The following is a 19867-nucleotide window of genomic DNA, read 5'->3' as shown; positions in this document are numbered from 1 at the left end:
CCCTTGGTCTGCGTGCACAGCACCGGCGTCAGCCCCTGCTGGGCGAGCGCACCGCCGATGACCTCGGCGAACGCGGGGAAGATCGGGTTCTGGAGCTCCGGCAGCACCAGCCCGACCAGCCGGGCCCGTTCGCCCCGCAGCTGGGTGGGCCGCTCGTAGCCCAGGACGTCCAACGCGCTCAGCACGGCCTGCCGGGTCGCGTCGGAGACTCCGGGCTTGCCGTTGAGTACCCGGCTGACCGTGGCCTCGCTGACCCCAACCTTCTTCGCCACCTGAGCAAGTCGTCGCGTCACAGACGAAAGGCTAACGCAAGCACCGCAAGCGGCTTGCTCGGCGGTCGCATTGGGCCGGCTGCGCACTGATTCGGATGGTATGCCCCGCTCAGTCCCACCTGACCCGCGCGAGGACCGGAAGGTGATCGCTGCCGGTGGCGGACAGGGTGCGGATCCGGCCGACCGTCGCGGTGCGGGCCATCACCTGGTCGATCCGGGCCATCGGGAAGGCGGCGGGGAAGCTGAGGGCGACGCCCCGCTCGGGCACGTGCAGCTCGCTGGTCAGCGGGTCGAGCGCCCGGTCGTCGACGGTGCCGTTGAGGTCGCCCAGCAGGACCAGCCTGCGCGACCGCTCCGCCGCGACGGCGTCGCCGAGCAGCCCGGCGCTCTCGTCCCGCCAGGACGACGCGAGGCCGGTGACCCCGACCCGGACCGACGGCAGATGCGCGACGTACACGGCGACCTCGCCGCGCGGCGTGTGTGCCACGGCCCGCAGCCCGCGCTCCCACTCCTCCGTGATGCCCCGCGGTCTGATGTCCAGCGGTAGGGCCCCGCTGAGCGGATGCTTCGACCAGAGTCCGACCGTGCCCCGGACCGTCCGGTACGGGTAGTCCCGGGCGAGGGTCTTCTCGTAGACCGCCAGGGCCGGCGCCACCAGCTCCTGGAGCGCTATCAGGTCGGGCCCGGCACCGGCCAGTGCGCGGGCCGTCCCCGCCGGGTCGGTGTTCTCGTCGCTGACGTTGTGCTGCACCACCACGAGGTCGTCGGCGCCGGGTTCCGGCGCGGGCAGCAGCAGCGGGCCGAACTGGTACGCCCAGGCCGCCACCGGCAGCAGCAGGGCGACCAGCGCGAGAGCCGAACGGCGCAGCACGGCCGGCGGGAGCAGCACCACCACCAGCACGCCCAGCCACGGCAGGAAGGACTCCAGGAGGCTGCCCAGTCCGCCGGGCCGGTCGGGAACCAGGCCGTGGAACACCAGCAGCAGGGCGGTGAACACCGCCACCCCCGCCCCTGCCCGCCCGCGCCGCCAGCTCCACCCACGCTTCGCCCGCCCGGTCATCGCTCCTCGTTCCGTCGCCCTCGCTGTCAGGACGACGGAACCGGTGGATCAAGTTCCGGACGAAGGAAAGAAGCGCATGGAGAGGGCGCCGACTTCCCAGCATGAGGAAGGGCCCCACGGATACGCACCCGTGGGGCCCTTCCCCCTGCTCAGCCTTCGACCCAGCCGTGCTTCCTGCCGTACTCGACCAGCCGCTGCCGAAGCCGCAGGATCTGCTCCCCGGACAGCGACGGAGCCGCGTTCAGCATCAGTTCCGTCATCTCGTGGGTGAACTCCGCGGCGCCCAGCACGTCACACGTCGGCTCCTCCGCCTCGTGGAACGAGGGCATCGGCGAGTGCGCCGGCGCGGCGGACCGCAGCGGCGGGACATGCGCCGGCGCCACGGACGGCGGCGCCCCGTCGGCCAGCTGCACGGACGACGCCTTCAGCCCGCGGTCGCCCTCCTCCACCTCGAACTTCACCCAGGCCCCGGAACGCACGGACGTCTCCGGGATCAGCAGATCATTGGCATGCAGGAAGACGTCCTCCCCGCCGTGTTCGGGGGCGATGAACCCGTAGCCCCGCACCCCGTCGAACCTGACAACCCTGCCTACCGCCATCTCCACCACACACCTTCTCGCACCTCTGAGCCCCAACGACTCGACAGGATGGTAACTCCGGACCGCGGTGTGTGCGGACCCGTACGTTCAACTGGGGCCGAGCGTCAGTTGAACACGCAACCGTTGAGTGGGTGTGCCGGGCGGCGCACGCATGGATCCCACGGCCCGGCTGCCGTACGCTGACCGGCGCACCGCGATACCCGAAACCTCCGCATTCGAGCCATGTCCAAGTGGTAGGCGAAAGGTGGGCACATGGCCGGGAACGGGCGGCGCGGTACGGACGGGAAGGCCGCGGCCGGGGACCGGCACTACGTACTCGTGTGCTCGCTGTGCGGCGACCGCCGGCCCGACGACGGCCTCATCCTGGACTGCCCGCGCGACCATCCGCCCGCACTGCTCAGAACCGAGTACACCAACCCGCGGTTCACCCCCGACCAGGCGTACGACGGACTCTTCCGCTACCGGGAGTGGCTCCCCGTCGTCCGCGCCCCCCGATCGACGGGCCGGGGCGTCGTGTACCGCAGCCGGGGCCTCGCCGCCGCCCTGGGACTGCCACGGCTGTGGATCGCGTTCAACGGCTACTGGCCGGAACGCGGCGCCTCGCTCGAGACCGGCACCTTCAAGGAGTTCGAGGCCCTCACGGTGCTCGGCCGGCTCCCGGGCCGGGAGCACGTCCTGACCGTCGCCTCGTCGGGCAACACCGCAGCCGCGTTCGCCTGGGTCTGCTCCCGGCAGCGTGTGCCCTGCCTGATCGTCGTCTCCGGCAAGGGGCTGGGACGGCTGCGGTTCCCCGGGACCCTCGACCCGTGCGTGACGCTCGTGGTCATCGACGACGGCGACTATCCCGACGCCATCGCACTCGCGTCCTCGATCTCCCGCCTGCCGCCGTTCCGGGCCGAGGGCGGCGTGAAGAACGTCGGCCGCCGGGACGGCCTGGCGGCCGTACTGCTGACGGCGTACGAGGAGATGAGATGCCTGCCGTCGCACTACTTCCAGGCCGTGGGCAGCGGCACCGGAGCCATCGCGGTCCTGGAGGCCGCCCGCCGGATCGGTGTCGCCGCCGGCGGCCTTCCGCTGCCCAGACTCATGATGTGCCAGAACCTGCCGTTCACCCCCATCCACGACGCCTGGCGCATGGGGGAGACCGTGCGGGAACCCGAACTCACCGACGGATTCCGGGAGTCCATCGCCAAGGTGCATGCCGACGAGCTGACGAACTGGGCACCCCCCTACGGCATCCGCGGGGGCGTGCACGACGCGCTGCGCGACAGCGACGGAGACGTCCTGGTCGCCGACAACGCCTCCGTCGTCGTCGCCCGGAACATGTTCCGCGAACTCGAAGGGATCGACATCGAACCCGCCGCCGGTGTGGCGGTCGCCTGCCTGCGCGACGCGGTGACCCAGGGGAAGGTCGACCGGGACGCGGTCGTCCTGCTGAACATCACCGGCGGCGGGCGCCGCCGCCTCGCGACGGACCGCCCTCTGGTGGGCGCCCGCCCGCACTGGCGCCTGACGAAGGACGCGCTCGCCGAGGACGGACTGGCACAGCGGATCGCCGCACGACACACATGAACGGCTTGGACGGGAGGAGCGGCGACAGGCGATACTCAAGCGCTCCTCGAGGAACTCCCTGCGTGCTGCTTTGATCGGGGAAGGATCTGATGCGGCTCTCGCTCGGCGACTACGCCCGACTGGCGCGCGAACGGCTGGACCCACCGGTCTGGGACTTCCTGGACGGCGGCGCCGGCGAGGAACGCACCCTACGGGCCAACACCACCGCCTTCGACCGGGTACGGCTGCGGCCCACGGTGCTGAGCGGAGTCACCGCCCCGGAACTCCAGACCAAGATCCTCGACCGCCCGTGGGCGGTTCCGCTGGCCGTCGCGCCGATGGCCTACCACACCCTGGCGCACCCGGAGGGCGAGGCCGCCACCGTCCGGGCCGCGGCGCGGCGCGGCGTCCCCGTCGTCGTCAGCATGTTCGCCGGCCGCACCTTCGAGGACCTCGCCGCCGAGGCCGGCGCTCCCCTCTGGCTCCAGACGTACTGTCTGCGCGACCGCGCCACCGTCCGACGGCTCGTGGAACGAGCCGAGCACGCCGGGTTCGAAGCGGTCGTCCTCACCGTCGACACCCCCCGCCTCGGCCGGCGGCTGCGCGACCTGCGCAACGGCTTCCGGCTGCCCCCGGGCGTCGCACCCGCCAACCTCGACGGCGACGGCTTCGACAGCCCGGCGGGCCACGCCCTGACCCAGTTCGACCCGGCGCAGGACTGGGGCTGGGTCGAGTGGCTGCGGTCGGTCACCCGGCTCCCGATCGTCCTGAAGGGGATCCTCACCGGGGCGGACGCGGCACGCGCGGTGGCCGCCGGGGTGGACGGAGTCATCGTCTCGAATCACGGCGGACGCCAACTCGACGGCGTACCTGCGTCCCTGGACGCGCTGCCGGAGGTCGCGGCCGCGGTGTCGGACGCCTGCCCCGTCCTCCTCGACGGGGGCGTGCGCCGCGGCGCCGACGTCCTGGCCGCCCGTGCCATGGGCGCGGACGCCGTCCTCCTCGGCCGTCCCGTGCTGTACGGACTCGCCGTGGACGGCGAGGAGGGCGTCGCGCGGACGCTCGACCTGCTGGTCGACGAACTCATCGACGCCATGACCCTCACCGGCACCGCTTCCATGACCGCCGTGTCCCCCGAACTGGTCAGCACCTCGGCCACGTGACCGGAGCGGCAACCAAAGAGACCAGCGAAACCAGCGAGAACAGAGAGAACGGAAAGCGCGAAGACCGAGAAGGAGAGAGGAGTGGGTGATGTCCGGCTGGACCGTCAAGCGGCTTGTCCGCAGTAAGCGCCGCATGTGGGGGTGGACCTTCCGATGACCGCCAGGGCCCGGATCGTCGGCGTGGGCACCGCCGTGCCGCCGACCTCGTACTCGCAGCAGGAAGTGCTGGACACCTTCGAGATCACCGACGCCAGGGCGCGAGGCGTCTTCCTCAACAGCGCCATCGAGCGACGTCACCTCGTACTCCCCCCGCCCGGCGCCGACGGCCGCCCCGTCGGCGAGCAGCAGGGCGATCTGCTCGACAAGCACAGGACCCACGCCGTGGAGTCCGGAATCCGCGCCCTCGAAGCCTGCCTGAAGCGGGCCGGCGCGAGCCTCGCCGACGTGCGTCACCTGTGCTGCGTCACCTCGACGGGATTCCTGACCCCGGGGCTGAGCGCGCTGATCATCCGTGAACTGGGCATCGACCGGGACTGCAGCCGCTCCGACATCGTCGGGATGGGATGCAACGCGGGCCTGAACGCGCTGAACCTGGTCGCCGGCTGGTCGGTGGCCAACCCCGGCGAACTGGCCGTGGTCCTGTGCTCGGAGGCGTGCTCGGCCGCCTACGCCATGGACACCACCATGCGGACGGTCGTGGTGAACAGCCTCTTCGGCGACGGAGCCGCGGCGGTCGCGCTGATCGCCGGCGAACCCGCGTCGCCCGCACACCCGGCCGGCGCGAGCGCGGACGGTCCGCGCATCCTCCGGTTCGCCAGCCACATCATCCCCGACGCGGTGGACGCCATGCGGTACGACTGGGACCGGGACCTGGGCAGGTTCAGCTTCTTCCTCGACCCGCAGATCCCCTACGTCATCGGCGCGCACGCCGAAGAGGTCACCGACCGCCTGCTGGCCGGAACCGGCCTGCGCCGCGACGACATCAGCCACTGGCTGGTGCACTCGGGCGGAAAGAAGGTCATCGACGCGGTCGTCGTCAACCTCGGCCTGAGCCGCCACGCCGTCCGGCACACCACCGGAGTCCTGCGCGACTACGGGAACGTCTCCAGCGGGTCGTTCCTGTTCTCCTACGAGCGTCTCCTGGAGGAACAGGTGGCCACCCCCGGCGAATACGGCGTCCTCATGACCATGGGACCCGGCTCCACCATCGAGACGGCGCTGATCCAATGGTGACCGGCGTGCGCTTCCACCTGGAGATCGACGGCGCCGCACACCTCACGGCGGCCTCCGTGCGCGCCGTGGAGGAGGCCTGCGCCGTCGCCGAGCGCGACGGGTTCCTCGCCGTGGCCGTCACCGGCGTACCGGACGGCGCGCGGACCGAGGCCGATGTCGCCCTGGTCAGCAAGTGGGAACGGGCACTGCGACGGCTCGAACGGCTGCCCGCGACCACGATCGCGGTCGCCTCCGGCGCGGTCGGCGGCCCCGCCCTCGACGCGCTCCTCGCCACCGACCACCGCATCGCGACCCCCGACACCCGCCTCGAGGTCTCGCTGAGCGGTGCGGCCACCTGGCCGGGCATGGCACTGCACCGGCTCGTCCAGCAGGCCGGCATCGCGGCCGTGCGGCGCGCGGTCCTGTTCGGACAGCCCCTGACGGCGGCGCGAGCGCTGGCCCTCGACCTCGTCCACGACCTCGTCGACGCGCCCCTGCCCGCGCTGACCGAGGCCGTCGCGGCGGCCCGGCTCCGCTCCGGCCGCGAACTGGCCATCAGACGGCAGCTGATGTACGACGCCGCCACCACCAGCTTCGAGGACGCACTCGGCGCCCACCTGGCGGCCTGCGACCGGACGCTCCGCCAGGCCGCCGCGGGAGCGGGCCGATGACGGCCACGGCGCCCGAGGCGCCGGACGGGCTCGACGCGGACGTACGCCGGGATCTGGCCCGGCTCACCGACGACTCCGCGACCTCGGACCGGGCCAGGAAACTGCGGGTCGAGATCATGGACCGGCACGCGGAGGCCCTCTACGACCGGCTCACCGACGGGCGCTCGGCGCACCCGCGCCTCGACCGGCTGATGGCCGACACGGCCAAGACCTTCCCCGCGCTGGTGCCGACCGAGATCGACCAGGGCATCTTCCTGCGCGGCGTCCTGCGCGCACCGGACGCCGGCCCGCACTTGCAGTCGTCGATGCTCCGTCCCACCGAGCGCGCGCTGGCCCTGCTGCCGGAGTTCCGCCGGACGGGGTCCGTCGCAACCCACTCGGTGCTTCTGGAGCGCCGGGACGGCGTGGCCCACCTGACCATGTGCCGGGACGACTGCCTGAACGCCGAGGACAACCGCCAGGTCGACGACATGGAGACGGCCGTCGACCTGGCCCTGCTCGACCCGGACGTCGAGGTCGGCGTCCTGCGCGGCGGGACCATGACACACCCCCGCTACCGCGGACGACGGGTCTTCAGCGCCGGCATCAACCTCAAGAGCCTGCACGCCGGGGAGATCACCCTGGTCGACTTCCTGCTGCGGCGCGAACTCGGCTACATCAGCAAGCTCGTACGGGGCCTGCTCGTCGAGCGGGACGACGACTGGCGGTCGGCCACGGTGGAGAAGCCCTGGATCGGCGCCGTCGACACCTTCGCCATCGGGGGAGGCTGCCAGCTCCTGCTCGTCCTCGACCACGTGATCGCCGGCTCGGACGCCTACGTCAGCCTCCCCGCCGCACGCGAGGGCATCGTCCCCGGCGTGTCGAACCTGCGGCTCGGCCGCGTCGCCGGACCGCGCCTCGCCCGCCGGGTCATCCTGGGCGGACGGCGCATCTGGGCGACGTCCCCCGAGGCACGCGAGCTGATCGACGAGGTCGTGGAACCCGACGAGATCGACGCCGCCGTCGACCGGGCGGCCGAGCGGCTGCGCGCCCCGGCGGCCGTCCCGAACCGCAGCATGCTCAACCTCGCCGAGGAACCCCCCGACGTGTTCCGCGCCTACGTCGCCGAGTTCGCCCTGCGGCAGGCGCTGCGGCTGCACGCGGAGGACGTGCGGGACAAGGCGGCCCGCTTCGGCGGCCGAGCCACATGACCCGTCCCGCACGGCCACGAGCCGTCCGGGACGTCTTCGTCGACGCGCGCCCACCCGCGCGCAGAACTGGAGGAGTGCGGTGCGCAGTCACCAGCCCGAACCGGCCGAACCGGCAGGCACGCTCGCAAAAACCGGTCCCCCCGATCCGGTCGTCGCCACCGCACGCCGCCGACTGGACGAACTGCGCACCGTGCGGACACCGGTGGAGGACTTCAGGACGGCGGTCAGGGACCTGGTGGTCATCGCCTCCCCCTTCCGGGGCGGCACCACCTTGCTGACGGAACTCCTCCGCGGCGCCGAGGACCTCCTGCACTTCCAGGCCGAGATGCAGCCCATCCTGCGCCTGGCCGGGTGGACCCACCCGGAGAACGGCGCCGGCTCCGAACGGCTCTCCGGCCTCACCGGAGACATCGCCCTCCTCGAGCACGAACTGGGCAGCGACGTGGGCAACCCGGTGAGCGACTGGGACGCCATCGACTGGTCGCGGTTCGCCCAGGACGTCCTGTGGCGGTGGATCGTGCAGTGGCCCACGGCACCGCTCAGCCTCGCCGAGGTCGAATCCATGCTGGCGAAGGCGCTCGCGGACCAACCGCCCGGCGGCCTCGACGACGGCAGCGGCGATCCCACCCGCGCGGTCGGCCTCACCCTGCTGAAGATGCTGACGACGCGGTACGCGTACGCCAACCCGTACTACGCCGACGTCTCGGCGGCCGAGATCAACGGCATCCTCCCCGAGGCGGCCCGGCCGGACGGACCGCACGGCGACACCGTCCTCGAATTCGCGCCCCTCGCCCTGCCCAAACCCTGGAAGAGGGCGACGCGGCAGGAGGTGGAGAGCCGGACCGTCATCACCAAGACCCCGGTCAACGTCTACAAACTGGGTGCCCTCAGGGAGTTCTTCCCCCGGGCCCGGATGAGGATTATCCACCTCACCCGCAACCCGGGCGCCGCGATCAGCAGCTACCGCGAGGCATGGCTGTCGCACTGGTTCTTCAACGCCCGGGTCGGCACCCCGCTGAACATCGCCGGGTACACCGAACCGGGCCGGCCGTGGAGCCGTGACTGGTGGAAGCTCGACTTCCCGCCGGGCTGGCAGGACCTCACCGAATCCCCGCTGGAGGAGGTCTGCGCCACCCAGTGGCGCTGCTCGCACACCGCCATCCTCGACTTCGCGGCGCGGAACAACGACATCGACGTCCTCCGTCTCCGGTACGAGGACCTGATCGGCACCGCCCACGAACGCACCCGTGCCATCGACGAACTGGCGAGCTGGCTCGGGACGGACCGCGCACCCCTGCTGGCCCCGGCGGTGCGGGGGATGACCCCCATGAACGCCCTCACGCTGCCGCGGCGCGCGAAGTGGTACGGCAACTACGACGTCCTCAAGGACGCCCTGAACAGCCCCGACGTGCTGTCCCTCGCGGCGGAGCTGGGCTACTCGACGGACCTGACCGACTGGCCGTGACCCGCACCCGGCGGCCGTGACCCCCGCTCACCGGCGGTGCAGCCACGCGAGGAAATCGGGCGGTGCCAGCGCGGCCGCCCTGGCGTGATACCTCGTCAGCTCGTCGCCGGTCAGCAGGGCCGTGCCGGACCCGGACCCGCCCCGCCGGAAGAAGGCCCGGTTGTCACGGGTCGTCCCCAGGGGCTGGATCCGGTCCGCGGCCGCGCGCATCCGGTCGAAGGAGGCGGCCGCGACCAGATCGTCCCAGCCGGCGCCTCCGGTGGGGACCCCGAGATGCCGGCCCAGGCGGGCCATCTCACCCGAGAGGTCGGCCGACAGGTCCTCGTAGTGGAAGAGGAGGGCTCCGCCGTCGGCGCGGCGGGACCAGGCGTCCGACAGATGCCACAGCACACCCCGCAGGGACGACGGCTGCCCCTCACGCGGGGGATCCTCCTCCACCCACCGGGCCAGCCACTCCCGCGGTGCCACCGGCCGCTCCCGACGCGGGCCCCCGGGCCCCGGCACACCGCCGGACCGGTCGTGGTTGCCGCTCTGGTGGTACAGCGAGATCGCGGTGTCCAGCGGATGCCGGGCGACGACGACATGGGTGACGTCCGGCGCCGTCACGACGTCGCTCAGCGGCGTATGGGTCTTGATCAGCCGCCGGTGCGACTGACCGGTGAGCGCGGTGAACACCTCGTCGCACGGACGGGCCATGTCGTCCAGCCAGGGCGACAGTTGAGGCAGCGGCGCCGGGAGGTCCGTGGTCCGCAGGACCAGCAGGGCGCAGATCATCTGCATCCAGGTGGTGCCGCTCTTGGCGGGGGTGCTGATGACGATGTCACCGGGCCGGAAGTCGAACCGGCGCCACCGCGCCGTCCGGAGGAACGTCCACAGCGAGAGGGCGGCGGCGCGTCCGCGGTCGGTCAGGACGAGCCGCACCCGTCGGCGGTCGCCCCGGTCCACCCGCAGTTCCAGGTACCCGTGCGTGGTCAGCGCGTCCACCGTCTCGCCGGCCTGCCGGTCGCCGATGCCCAGCACGCGCTTGAGGTCCCCGGCCGCCCCGCCCCGGAACGCCATGGCACCCAGTACGAAGGGCCCGTGCCGCGGAAGGCCGCCGAATCCGGCTGCCGAGAGATGGGCGTCGAGGTCCGCCTCCATGTCCCCCGCCTCCCGGAGCAGGGAGCGGAGCATTTCATCGCTGACGGCAACAGGAAACACATCCGCAGCGTATTGACCTGCCGTCCGGCCGTCAATGCGTGCAATCCCGGCAACACCCGCCACCCGTCCGGAAATCGAAGCGAAAGCCGAGCATTTCACTTTACGCCCGTCGGCCGTCGTTCCCAGCGGCAGTGATCCTCAGGTAGCGTGCACCGACGCCATTCGGATACCGGAGGGTTCCCATGGATATTGGCGCGATCGATCATCTCGAATGCTATGTGGCCGATCTGGACGGCTCGGCCGACTTCCTCCGCGACGCGTTCGGCTTCCGGGTATGCGGTCGCGGCGGCCCCGACACCGGCCTGACCGGCTGCCGGTCGGTGCTGCTGCGCCAGCACGGGATCAGCCTCCTGCTGACGACGGCCCTGGACGAGCACCACCCGGCGGCCGCCTACGTGGAGCGCCACGGCGACGGAGTCGCCGTCATCGCCGTCACGACCACCGACGCCCACGCGGCGTTCACCGAAGCCGTGGAACGCGGGGCGACCGCGGTGGAACCCCCCACCGAACTCAAGGGCGACGGAACGCGCGTCGCCACCGCGTCGGTGAGCGGGTTCGGCGACGTCGTCCAGCGGTTCGTCGAGCGGACGGACCCCGCCGGCTCCTTCGCCCCCGGCCTCCTCGTAGAGGAACACCCCGGGGCCACCGCGCCGGGACTGCTGCGGACCATCGACCACCTCGCCGTGTGCGTCCCGGCCGGCGAACTGGACCGCACCGTGCGCGACTACCAGTCGATATTCGGATTCTCGCAGACATTCGAGGAACGCATCATCGTCGGCTCCCAGGCGATGGATTCCAAAGTCGTACAGAGCGAATCCGGAAAAGTAACCCTGACCATTATCGAACCGGACACCACCCGTGAGCCGGGGCAGATCGACGCATTCGTCCGCGCCCACGACGGCGCCGGCGTGCAGCACATCGCTTTCCTCACCGAAGACATAGCGGAGGCCGTACGCGACTGCACGAAACGCGGCGTCCGCTTCCTCTCGACACCGTCCCGCTACTACGACGCGCTGCCCGAGCGGATCGGCGCCCTCGGCGTGCCCCTGCACGAGCTGCGCGAACTCAACATCCTCGCCGACCGCGACCACTGGGGCCTGCTGCTCCAGCTCTTCACCGAGTCACGGCACCCCCGGGGCACCCTCTTCTACGAGCTGATCGACCGGCGCGGCGGGCGCACCTTCGGCAGCAACAACATCAAGGCCCTCTACGAGGCGGTCGACCGACAGCGTGCCGCGGACCCGGAACCGGCCGGCTGAGACGAACGGAGGACCGTGATGGGGCAGACACGGGCACGGACGGAAGAAGCCGACGTCGTCGTGGTGGGAGGCGGCCCCGCCGGCTCCACCGCCGCCGCACTCGTCGCCCTACGGGGACACCGGGTGGTGCTCCTGGAGAAGGAGAGGTTCCCCAGGTACCAGATCGGCGAGTCGCTGCTGCCGGCCACGGTGCACGGAGTCTGCCGCCTCACGGGCGTCGCGGACGAACTCGCCGCCGCCGGCTTCACCAGGAAACGCGGCGGCACCTTCCGCTGGGGATCGCGACCCGACCCCTGGACCTTCTCCTTCGCGGTCTCGCCCAGGATGGCGGGCCCCTCCTCCTTCGCCTACCAGGTCGAACGCTCGAAGTTCGACCACATCCTCCTCAACCACGCCCGCAACCTCGGCGTCGACGTCCGCGAGGGCTCCGCCGTCGACCGCGTCCTGGAGGACGGCGAACGGGTGAGCGGCGTCGGCTACACCGACGAGGCCGGCGAGCGGCACGAGATCACGAGCCGGTACGTCATCGACGCCTCCGGCAACACCGGCCGCCTCTTCACCAACGTCGCCGGCACCAGGAACTACTCGGAGTTCTTCCGCAGCCTCGCCCTCTTCGGCTACTTCACCGGCGGCAAGCGACTCCCGGAACCCAACTCCGGCAACATCCTCTCCGCCGCCTTCAAGAGCGGCTGGTTCTGGTACATCCCCCTGAGCCCCGAACTGACCAGCGTCGGCGCCGTCGTACGCCGTGACATGGCGCAGAAGGTCCAGGGAGACCCCGAGGCGGCACTGCGCGCCCTGATCGACGAATGCCCCCTCGTCAAGGAGTACCTCGCCGACGCCGAACGCGTCCGCACCGGCCAGTACGGGCGGCTGCGGGTGCGCAAGGACTACTCCTACCAGGCCACCTCCTACTGGCGTCCCGGAATGGTCCTCGTCGGCGACGCCGCCTGCTTCGTCGACCCGGTGTTCTCCTCCGGGGTCCACCTCGCCACGTTCAGCGCGCTCCTCGCCGCCCGCTCCATCAACAGCGTCCTGGCCGGCACGGTCGGCGAACAGGACGCCTTCAGCGAGTTCGAGGCCCGCTACCGCCGCGAGTACAGCGTCTTCTACGAGTTCCTCGTCTCCTTCTACGACATGAACGTCAGCGAGGAGTCGTACTTCTGGCGGGCGAAGAAGGTCACCGGCAGCCCGGCGGCGGAATTCGAGTCGTTCATCGACCTCGTCGGCGGAGTCGCCTCCGGGGAGACGGCACTCACCGACGGCCGGACCGCCGCCGCCCGGCTCAGTTCCAGATCGGCGGAGTTCTCCGGCGCTGTCGACCAGGTCGCCGCGGACGACGGAGGGACCATGGTCCCCCTCTTCCGGTCCGAAGTGGTCCGCAACGCCATGCAACAGGGCGGCCAGGTCCAGAGCCACGCCCTGCTGGGAGACGACGCCGAGGACGAGACACCACTCCTGCCCGGCGGACTCGTCGCCTCACCCGACGGGCTGTCCTGGCAGACCCCGAAACGCGAGGAGACCCCGTAGGAAGAAGACCGCGGCGGCCGGCTAGGACCCGGCCGCCGCCGACTTCTGCGGGGCGAACTGCGTGCGGTACACATCCGCGTAGAGCCCGCCGCCCGCGAGCAGCTCCTCATGCGTCCCCCGCTCGGCGATCCGGCCCTCGTCGATCACCAGGATCTGGGCGGCGTCACGGACCGTGGACAGCCGGTGCGCTATCACCAGCGACGTCCTGCCCTCCAGCGCGGTCGCCAGCGCCCGCTGGACGGCCGCCTCCGACTCCGAGTCCAGGTGCGCCGTCGCCTCGTCCAGCACCACGACCGCGGGAGACTTCAGCAGCAGCCGGGCCAGCGCGATCCGCTGCTTCTCACCCCCCGAGAGCCGATAGCCGCGATCACCCACCACCGTGTCCAGACCCTCCGCCAGCGAGGACACCAACTCCCAGATCTGCGCGGCCCGGCACGCCTCGACGATCTCCCGCTCCGTCGCGTCCGGCCGGGCATAGGCCAGGTTGGCCCGGATCGTGTCGTGAAACAGATGGGCCTCCTGACTGACCACCCCGATCGTCTCCCGCAACGAGGCGAGCGTCAGGTCCCGGACATCCTCACCACCGATGCGCACCGTCCCCACATCGGGGTCGTACAGCCGGGGCACCAGCCGGGTGACCGTCGTCTTGCCCGACCCCGAACGCCCCACCAACGCCGTCAGCCGGCCGGCGGGCGCCCGGAAACTCACCCGGTCCAGCACCTGCGCCGGGACCGCACGCTCGGGAACCGCCGACGCGATGGACTCCAGCGACGCCAGGGAGACCTTGTCGGCGGCCGGGTACGAGAACGACACCCCCTCGAACTCGATCTCCGGCGCGCCGGCCTCCGACGCGAGCGCCAGCGGGCGGGCCCCGGGACGCTCCTTGATGATCGGCTCCAGGTCCAGCACCTCGAAGACCCGGTCGAAGCTCACCAACGCCGTCAACACACTCACCTGCATGTTCGACAGCTGGTTCACCGGCCCGTACAGCCGGGCCAGCAGAGTGACCAGCGCGACCATCGTGCCCAGCTGGAACACCCCGTCGATGACGAGGCTCCCCCCGAGCCCGTACATGACGGCGGTGGTCAGCGACGTGAGCAGCCCCATCAGAATGAAGAACGAACGCGCGTACACCGCCGTGACCGTCGCGATGTCCCGGACCTTCCCGGCCCGGTCCGCGAAGAGGCCGGACTCCTCCTCCGGCCGCCCGTACAACTTCACGAGCAGCGCACCCGACACGTTGAACCGCTCGTTCATCATCGAGGCCGCCTCGGCGTCCAGCTGCATCTGCTGCCGGGTGAGCCGCTGAAGCCGCTTCCCGATCACCTTGCCGGGCAGCAGGAACAGCGGAATGAGCACCAGCGCGGCCAGCGTCAACTGCCAGGACAGATACAGCATGGCAGCGAGGACGAGCACCAGCGTGAGCAGAGTGGACACCGCCTGGGACAACAGCGTCGTCACCGCCTGCTGGGCGCCGATGACATCCGTGTTCAGCCGGCTGACGAGGGACCCGGTCTGCGCCCGGGTGAAGAAGGCCATCGGCTGCCGCTGCACATGGCGGAAGACCTCGGTCCGCAGATCGTAGATCAGCCCCTGACTGATCTGGGCCGAGCACCTGGTCTGCACGAACAGCACCAGCGCGTCGAGCACCGCCAGCCCGGCGATCGCCAGGGAGAGCGTGACCACCACCGAGACCCGGCCCGGCATCACACCGTCGTCGATGATCACCTTGAGGATCAGCGGCATGGACACCGTGATGACCGCGTCGGTCGCGGTCACGAACATCAGCAGACCCAGCCGCCACCGGTACGGCTTGGCGTAGGGAATGATCCGGCCCGGTGTGCCGGGCTTGATCTGCTGACGGGTGACCGAATCACCGAGGCGCAGCCGTACCGGCCCGGGGCCTCCAAGCATGGGGCGTGTACCTCCTCCGTCATGGGCGACGAGACGTACCCACCCTCCATGGCAGATGTGCCAGCCGAGTATCGCCCGCCGCGACTCCGACTGACAACACACGCAGGGCGGTTGGGGCCCGGTACTTCACTGGCGGCGACCGGTGCCTGCTGTTAGCGTCCGCGCGAACGCACCGCCATCGGTTTCACGCTCCAGGAGGGTGACGTTGACGACCGAGAATCCCCCCGCGACACCGACCCGGCCCATTCCCGCGGAATCCGACGTGAGCGGGTCCTTCGTGAGCGGGGCCTTCCTCCACCGGGCCGACCTGCACGGCAGCGTCTCCGACCCGACGCTGGACACGATGAACTTCCTCAACGAAATCACCCTGCGATATCCGGACGCCATCTCGTTCGCACCCGGCCGGCCCTACGACGGATTCTTCGACACCCGCCAGATATTCGAACACATCCAGCGATATCTGAACCACCTCTCGGACAACGGGGATTCACCCGAAGCCGTCCGTGACGCGATGTTCCAGTACGGCCCGACCGCGGGACGCATCCGTGAGCTGATCGCCGACTCACTGCGCCGCGACGAGGACATCGACGTCCCCCCGGAATCCATCGTCGTGACCGTCGGCTGCCAGGAGGCGATGCTCCTCGCCGTACGGGCCCTCATCGCCGACCGCGACGACGTACTCCTCGTGGCCAGCCCTTGCTACGTCGGCATCACCGGCGCCGCCCGCCTCCTGGACGTCGAACTGATCGCGGTCGAGGAACAGGAGAGCGGCCTGCACACCGCCGACCTGGAAGCCGCACTGGAAGCCCAGCGAGCCCTCGGACGCCGCCCCAGGGCCTTCTACGTCGTACCCGACCACTCCAACCCCTCCGGCACCACCATGCCCCTGGCCACCAGACACGAACTGCTCGACCTGGCCGACCGACACGACATCCTGCTCCTGGAGGACAGCCCCTACCGCCTGGTGAGCGGCGCCCCACGCCTGCCCACCCTCAAATCCCTCGACCGCCGCCACCGCGTCGTCCACCTCGGATCCTTCTCCAAGACGCTCTTCCCCGGCGCCCGCGTCGGCTACGCCGTGGCCGACCAGCCCGTCCACGACACCCACGGCCGCACCGGCCTCCTGGCCGACGAACTCGCCAAGATCAAGAGCATGGTGACCGTCAACACCTCCCCACTGAGCCAGGCCGCGGTGGCCGGCATGCTGCTCGCCGCCGAAGGACAGGTCGCCGAACTCAACAAGGAAGCCTCGGCCTACTACCAGGGCACCATGCGCTCCACCCTCCACCGCCTGGAACAACGCTTCCCACCAGACGCCCGCGAGACGACCCGGGTCCGGTGGAACAGCCCCGAGGGCGGCTTCTTCCTGACCGTGCGGGTCCCCTTCCGCGCCGACAACGAGGCCCTCGCCCGGTCGGCCCAGGACTTCGGCGTCATCTGGACACCCATGTCCTACTTCCACCCCCACGGCGGCGGCGACCACAGCATCCGCCTCTCCACCAGCTACCTGACCGAGCATCACATCAGCGAGGGCATTGACCGACTCGGCGACTTCATCGAGCACGAGGCACAGCGCCCCAGCGGACCCGCGGTCTGACAACCGCCCCCGCCCACACGGCCGTTCAAGTGGCGCCACGCCCCAGTTGAACACTTCAACCAACGTGGCCCGGGCCAGGAAGCCGACCCCTGGGCGGCCAACGGATCGACGTATTGCATCGATCCGTTCGGCAGGACAGTATTCCCCGGGGTGGGCTCCCCGGACGACGAGCCCACCGTGCGCGCAGGTAATGGGGGAGGAATACTCGCTCGTGAGCCAGGCCATGCCACCCGTAGGCGACGACAACGCACGCCGACCGCGACAGACCAGCGACGACCCGGCCCGGCGCCGAAGGCAGCACCAGGACAGACAGCCCCACCACGACCGGCCCTCAGAACGGCCGGCGGTGACGACGCCGGAAGCGGTGCGGGCATGCCGCAGCTCCTGACCAACGGTGTCCGCCTCGCCTACCAACGCCAGGGAGCGGGCACACCGGTGCTCTACATCATGGGCTCCGGCGCCGCCGGACGCGTGTGGACCGTCCACCAGACCCCCGCCGCGGTACGCGCGGGCTACGAGGCCATCACCTTCGACAACCGCGGAATCCCGCCGTCCGACAGCCCGCCCGGCAAGTACTCACTCGCCGACCTGGCCGAAGACACCCGAGGACTGATCGAAGCACTGGACCTCGCACCCTGCCGGATCGTCGGCGTCTCCCTCGGCGCCCTGATCGCCCAGGAACTGCTGATCACCTCGCCGCACCTGGTCCACTGCGCCGTCCTCATGGCCACCAAGGCACGCTCCGACACGGCCCGGACCGCGCACGCCATGGCACACCGCGCCCTCACCGACTCGGGGATCACCCTGCCACCCGAGTACTACGCCGCCACGACGGTCTTCGAGATGTTCTCACCGAAGACCCTCGACAACGACGACGCGATCTCCCTCTGGCTCGACACGTTCCAGATCGCGGACGGCGGCCGGCACATGGGCGCCGGCCAGTCCTGGGCCGGCCTCACCGGCGAGGACCGCCGACCCGCCCTGCGCGACACCACCGTCCCCTGCCGCGTCATCGCCTTCTCCGACGACCTCATCACACCACCACACCTGGGCGCAGAAGTCGCCGACGCCATCCCGGACTGCGACTACGTCGAGATCCCCTCCTGCGGACATCTCGGCTACCTGGAACGCCCCGAAGAGATCAACTCCGCCATCCTGGAATTCCTGCGAAAGCACGACGAATAAACATCACCGCGCGCGATTTTACGTCCTTTCATGTCTACGTCTTTCATGCCGTCAGCAGCCAGAGAGGAAAACGTAAATGACCAACCCCTTCGAGGACCCGGAAGCCACCTACCTCGTGCTCGTCAACGACGAGGGCCAGCACTCGTTGTGGCCCGCCTTCATCGACGTACCGGCCGGCTGGGAGGTGATCCTCAGTGAATCCAGCCGCCAGGAATGCATGGACTTCATCGAGACCAACTGGACCGACCTCCGGCCCAACAGCCTGATCAAGGCCATGGAGAACAACTAGCCCCACCGTTCCGCACCACGAGTTGTCAGCCGGCCGAGCAGCCGGCTCCTGCGCCGCTCACGGGAAGTCGAAAGCCGAGGAGGTCAGGTCAGGTATGTCCCATGACGCGGAAAACGGCCAGGAGCTGATGACGGGGCAACTCGCCATCTGGAACGCACTCCAACTCGAACCCGTGGACCCGATCTTCAACATCGCCGAATACCTCGACATCCGGGGCGACCTGAATGTCGAGGTCTTCGTCGCCGCACTGCGCCGGCTCCTGGGCGAATGCGACTCCCTCCACGCCTGTTTCCGCGCCACCGGCACGGAGGCCAGGCAGCACAAGATGCCGCCGGACCGCCTGCCCATCCACGTCATGGACGTCACCTCCGCCGCCGACCCCGCCGCAGCCGCGGTCGAGTGGATGCGCACCGACATGAACCGCTCGCTCGACGTGGCGAACGGCCCCCTCGCCACCCACGCCGTCTTCCGGATCGAGGAGCGGCGCTACTTCTGGTACATGTGCGCCCACCACCTCGTCGGCGACGGATTCAGCGCCACCGTGCTCGTCGCCAGGCTGTCGCAGATCTACGCCGCCCTGCTCGCCGGCGACGACCCCGCCGACTCCGAGGATGTCCTGGAGTCCTCCGCACTCCTCCTGGACGAGGACCGCAGATACCGCCAGTCGGAAGAGTTCCAGCAGGACCGGCGCTTCTGGCTCGACCTCCTCGCGGACTGCCCTCGCACGGCCACCGTCAGCGGCCTGCCCGTACGCAGGGCCAGGTTCCTGCGCCGCAGGCACCTGGTCGAGGTCGACCGCGACCAGGCGGCGCGCATGAGGTCGTCCGCACGGAGTCTCCGCACCAGCCTGGCCGGACTCGCGATCACCGCCGGCGCCGCATGCCTGCACCAGATCACCGGAGCCGACGACCTCACCTTCGGCATCCCCGTCCTGGGACGCGCCAGCAACCGCCTGCGTGGAATCCCGGGTACCACCACGAACATCGTCCCCGTCCGCTCCAGACTGGACCCCCGCGCCACGCTGGCCGACCTCGTGCGGGCCACCTCGCGCAACGTCCGTGCCTCACTGAAGCACCAGCGCTACCACCAGATGGACATGCTCAAGGACCTGCACCGAGTGGGATCGGGACCCGTCTTCGGCACGATCCTGAACGTCATGTCGTTCGACTACCAGGTCACGTTCGGAGACTGCACGGCAACGGCCCACAACATCTCCAGCGGACCGGTCGACGACGTCCAGATCTCCATCTACGACCGCTCGACCGACGCCGGCTTCGAGATCGCCGTCGACGTGAACCCCGAGACCTACAGCGCCGAAGCGGCCGAGGACATCGCCCGCCGCTTCCTGAACGCCCTGGAACAGCTGACCGAGGCCGCCCCCACGGAACCGGTCGGCCGCTTGCAGCTGCTCTCGGAGCCGGAGCGCCACCAGGTGCTCTCCGAGTGGAATGACACGGGTGTGGTGGTGGGGGATGTGTCGGTGTTGGGTTTGTTCGGGGAGGTGGTGGAGCGGGATCGGGGTGCGGTGGCGGTGGTGTGTGGTGATGAGCGGGTGTCGTATGGGGAGTTGGATGTGCGGTCGGATCGGTTGGCGGGGGTGCTGGCTGGTTTGGGGGTGGGGGTTGAGTCGGTGGTGGGGGTGGTGTTGGAGCGGTCGGTTGATTTGGTGGTGGCGTTGTTGGCGGTGTGGAAGGTGGGGGGTGTGTATGT

17 protein-coding genes are annotated in these 19867 nt (G+C 70.4%); 12 read left to right on the top strand and 5 right to left on the bottom strand.

The features are described 5' to 3' along the window. The 3 genes from ACZ67M_RS37690 to ACZ67M_RS37680 all read right to left on the bottom strand — a co-directional run. A partial coding sequence (locus ACZ67M_RS37690) for a LacI family DNA-binding transcriptional regulator (protein WP_469854352.1) occupies positions 1-293 on the bottom strand: 293 nt, incomplete at its 3' end. Between the two features lie 88 nt (positions 294-381). Next, entirely contained in the window at positions 382-1332 is a 951-nt protein-coding gene (locus tag ACZ67M_RS37685) for an endonuclease/exonuclease/phosphatase family protein (protein ID WP_469854351.1), read from the bottom strand. 149 nt (positions 1333-1481) lie between these two features. Next, entirely contained in the window at positions 1482-1931 is a 450-nt protein-coding gene (locus ACZ67M_RS37680) for a cold-shock protein (protein ID WP_361368353.1), read from the bottom strand. A 252-nt stretch (positions 1932-2183) separates the two neighbouring features. Here ACZ67M_RS37680 and ACZ67M_RS37675 point away from each other — a divergent pair, with 252 nt between their 5' ends. The 6 genes from ACZ67M_RS37675 to ACZ67M_RS37650 all read left to right on the top strand — a co-directional run bounded on the left by ACZ67M_RS37675 (position 2184) and on the right by ACZ67M_RS37650 (position 9183). Next, the gene (locus ACZ67M_RS37675) at positions 2184-3503 is read left to right on the top strand and encodes a cysteate synthase (protein ID WP_469854350.1); all 1320 of its coding nucleotides are present in this window, start codon (positions 2184-2186) and stop codon (positions 3501-3503) included. Between the two features lie 89 nt (positions 3504-3592). Next, complete coding sequence (locus tag ACZ67M_RS37670; protein ID WP_469854349.1) at positions 3593-4645, top strand: alpha-hydroxy acid oxidase; 1053 nt, start codon at positions 3593-3595, stop codon at positions 4643-4645. A 153-nt stretch (positions 4646-4798) separates the two neighbouring features. Beyond that, positions 4799-5878 carry a 3,5-dihydroxyphenylacetyl-CoA synthase DpgA gene (gene dpgA, locus ACZ67M_RS37665; protein ID WP_361368362.1) on the top strand — a complete coding sequence of 360 codons (1080 nt, stop codon included), beginning with the start codon at positions 4799-4801 and terminating at the stop codon, positions 5876-5878. Further along, complete coding sequence (gene dpgB, locus ACZ67M_RS37660; RefSeq protein WP_469854348.1) at positions 5872-6528, top strand: enoyl-CoA-hydratase DpgB; 657 nt, start codon at positions 5872-5874, stop codon at positions 6526-6528. The genes dpgA and dpgB overlap by 7 nt, the downstream gene beginning before the upstream one ends. Beyond that, complete coding sequence (gene dpgC / locus ACZ67M_RS37655) at positions 6525-7718, top strand: (3,5-dihydroxyphenyl)acetyl-CoA 1,2-dioxygenase DpgC (protein ID WP_469854347.1); 1194 nt, start codon at positions 6525-6527, stop codon at positions 7716-7718. The genes dpgB and dpgC overlap by 4 nt, the downstream gene beginning before the upstream one ends. 79 nt (positions 7719-7797) lie before the next feature. Next, the gene (locus ACZ67M_RS37650; RefSeq protein ID WP_469854346.1) at positions 7798-9183 is read left to right on the top strand and encodes a sulfotransferase; all 1386 of its coding nucleotides are present in this window, start codon (positions 7798-7800) and stop codon (positions 9181-9183) included. Positions 9184-9210: 27 nt separating this feature from the next. Here the strand turns inward: ACZ67M_RS37650 and ACZ67M_RS37645 are convergent, their stop codons facing one another. After that, entirely contained in the window at positions 9211-10383 is a 1173-nt protein-coding gene (locus tag ACZ67M_RS37645; RefSeq protein WP_469854345.1) for a sulfotransferase domain-containing protein, read from the bottom strand. A gap of 182 nt (positions 10384-10565) precedes the next feature. Here ACZ67M_RS37645 and hppD point away from each other — a divergent pair, with 182 nt between their 5' ends. Continuing rightward, positions 10566-11642 (top strand): 4-hydroxyphenylpyruvate dioxygenase, encoded by a 1077-nt coding sequence (gene hppD / locus ACZ67M_RS37640; protein ID WP_361368377.1) that lies wholly within the window; start codon positions 10566-10568, stop codon positions 11640-11642. Positions 11643-11660: 18 nt separating this feature from the next. Continuing rightward, entirely contained in the window at positions 11661-13172 is a 1512-nt protein-coding gene (locus ACZ67M_RS37635) for a tryptophan 7-halogenase (RefSeq protein ID WP_361368380.1), read from the top strand. 21 nt (positions 13173-13193) lie between these two features. On the opposite strand, the gene ACZ67M_RS37630 is transcribed toward ACZ67M_RS37635, so the two are convergent. Beyond that, positions 13194-15086 (bottom strand): ABC transporter ATP-binding protein, encoded by a 1893-nt coding sequence (locus ACZ67M_RS37630; protein ID WP_385798221.1) that lies wholly within the window; start codon positions 15084-15086, stop codon positions 13194-13196. Positions 15087-15348: 262 nt separating this feature from the next. Here ACZ67M_RS37630 and ACZ67M_RS37625 point away from each other — a divergent pair, with 262 nt between their 5' ends. The 4 genes from ACZ67M_RS37625 to ACZ67M_RS37610 form a co-directional block, all read left to right on the top strand. Further along, positions 15349-16683, top strand: coding sequence for an aminotransferase-like domain-containing protein (locus ACZ67M_RS37625; RefSeq protein ID WP_469854344.1), 1335 nt, complete (start codon positions 15349-15351; stop codon positions 16681-16683). Positions 16684-17055: 372 nt separating this feature from the next. Next, entirely contained in the window at positions 17056-17868 is an 813-nt protein-coding gene (locus ACZ67M_RS37620) for an alpha/beta fold hydrolase (RefSeq protein WP_392239953.1), read from the top strand. A 76-nt stretch (positions 17869-17944) separates the two neighbouring features. Beyond that, complete coding sequence (locus ACZ67M_RS37615; protein ID WP_122616379.1) at positions 17945-18157, top strand: MbtH family protein; 213 nt, start codon at positions 17945-17947, stop codon at positions 18155-18157. A 94-nt stretch (positions 18158-18251) separates the two neighbouring features. Continuing rightward, on the top strand, positions 18252-19867 hold a 1616-nt coding region (locus ACZ67M_RS37610), incomplete at its 3' end, for a condensation domain-containing protein (protein WP_469854343.1).

This window comes from Streptomyces sp. NPDC107500 (assembly GCF_055582785.1).
This window is presented reverse-complemented; position numbering and strand designations above follow the sequence as displayed.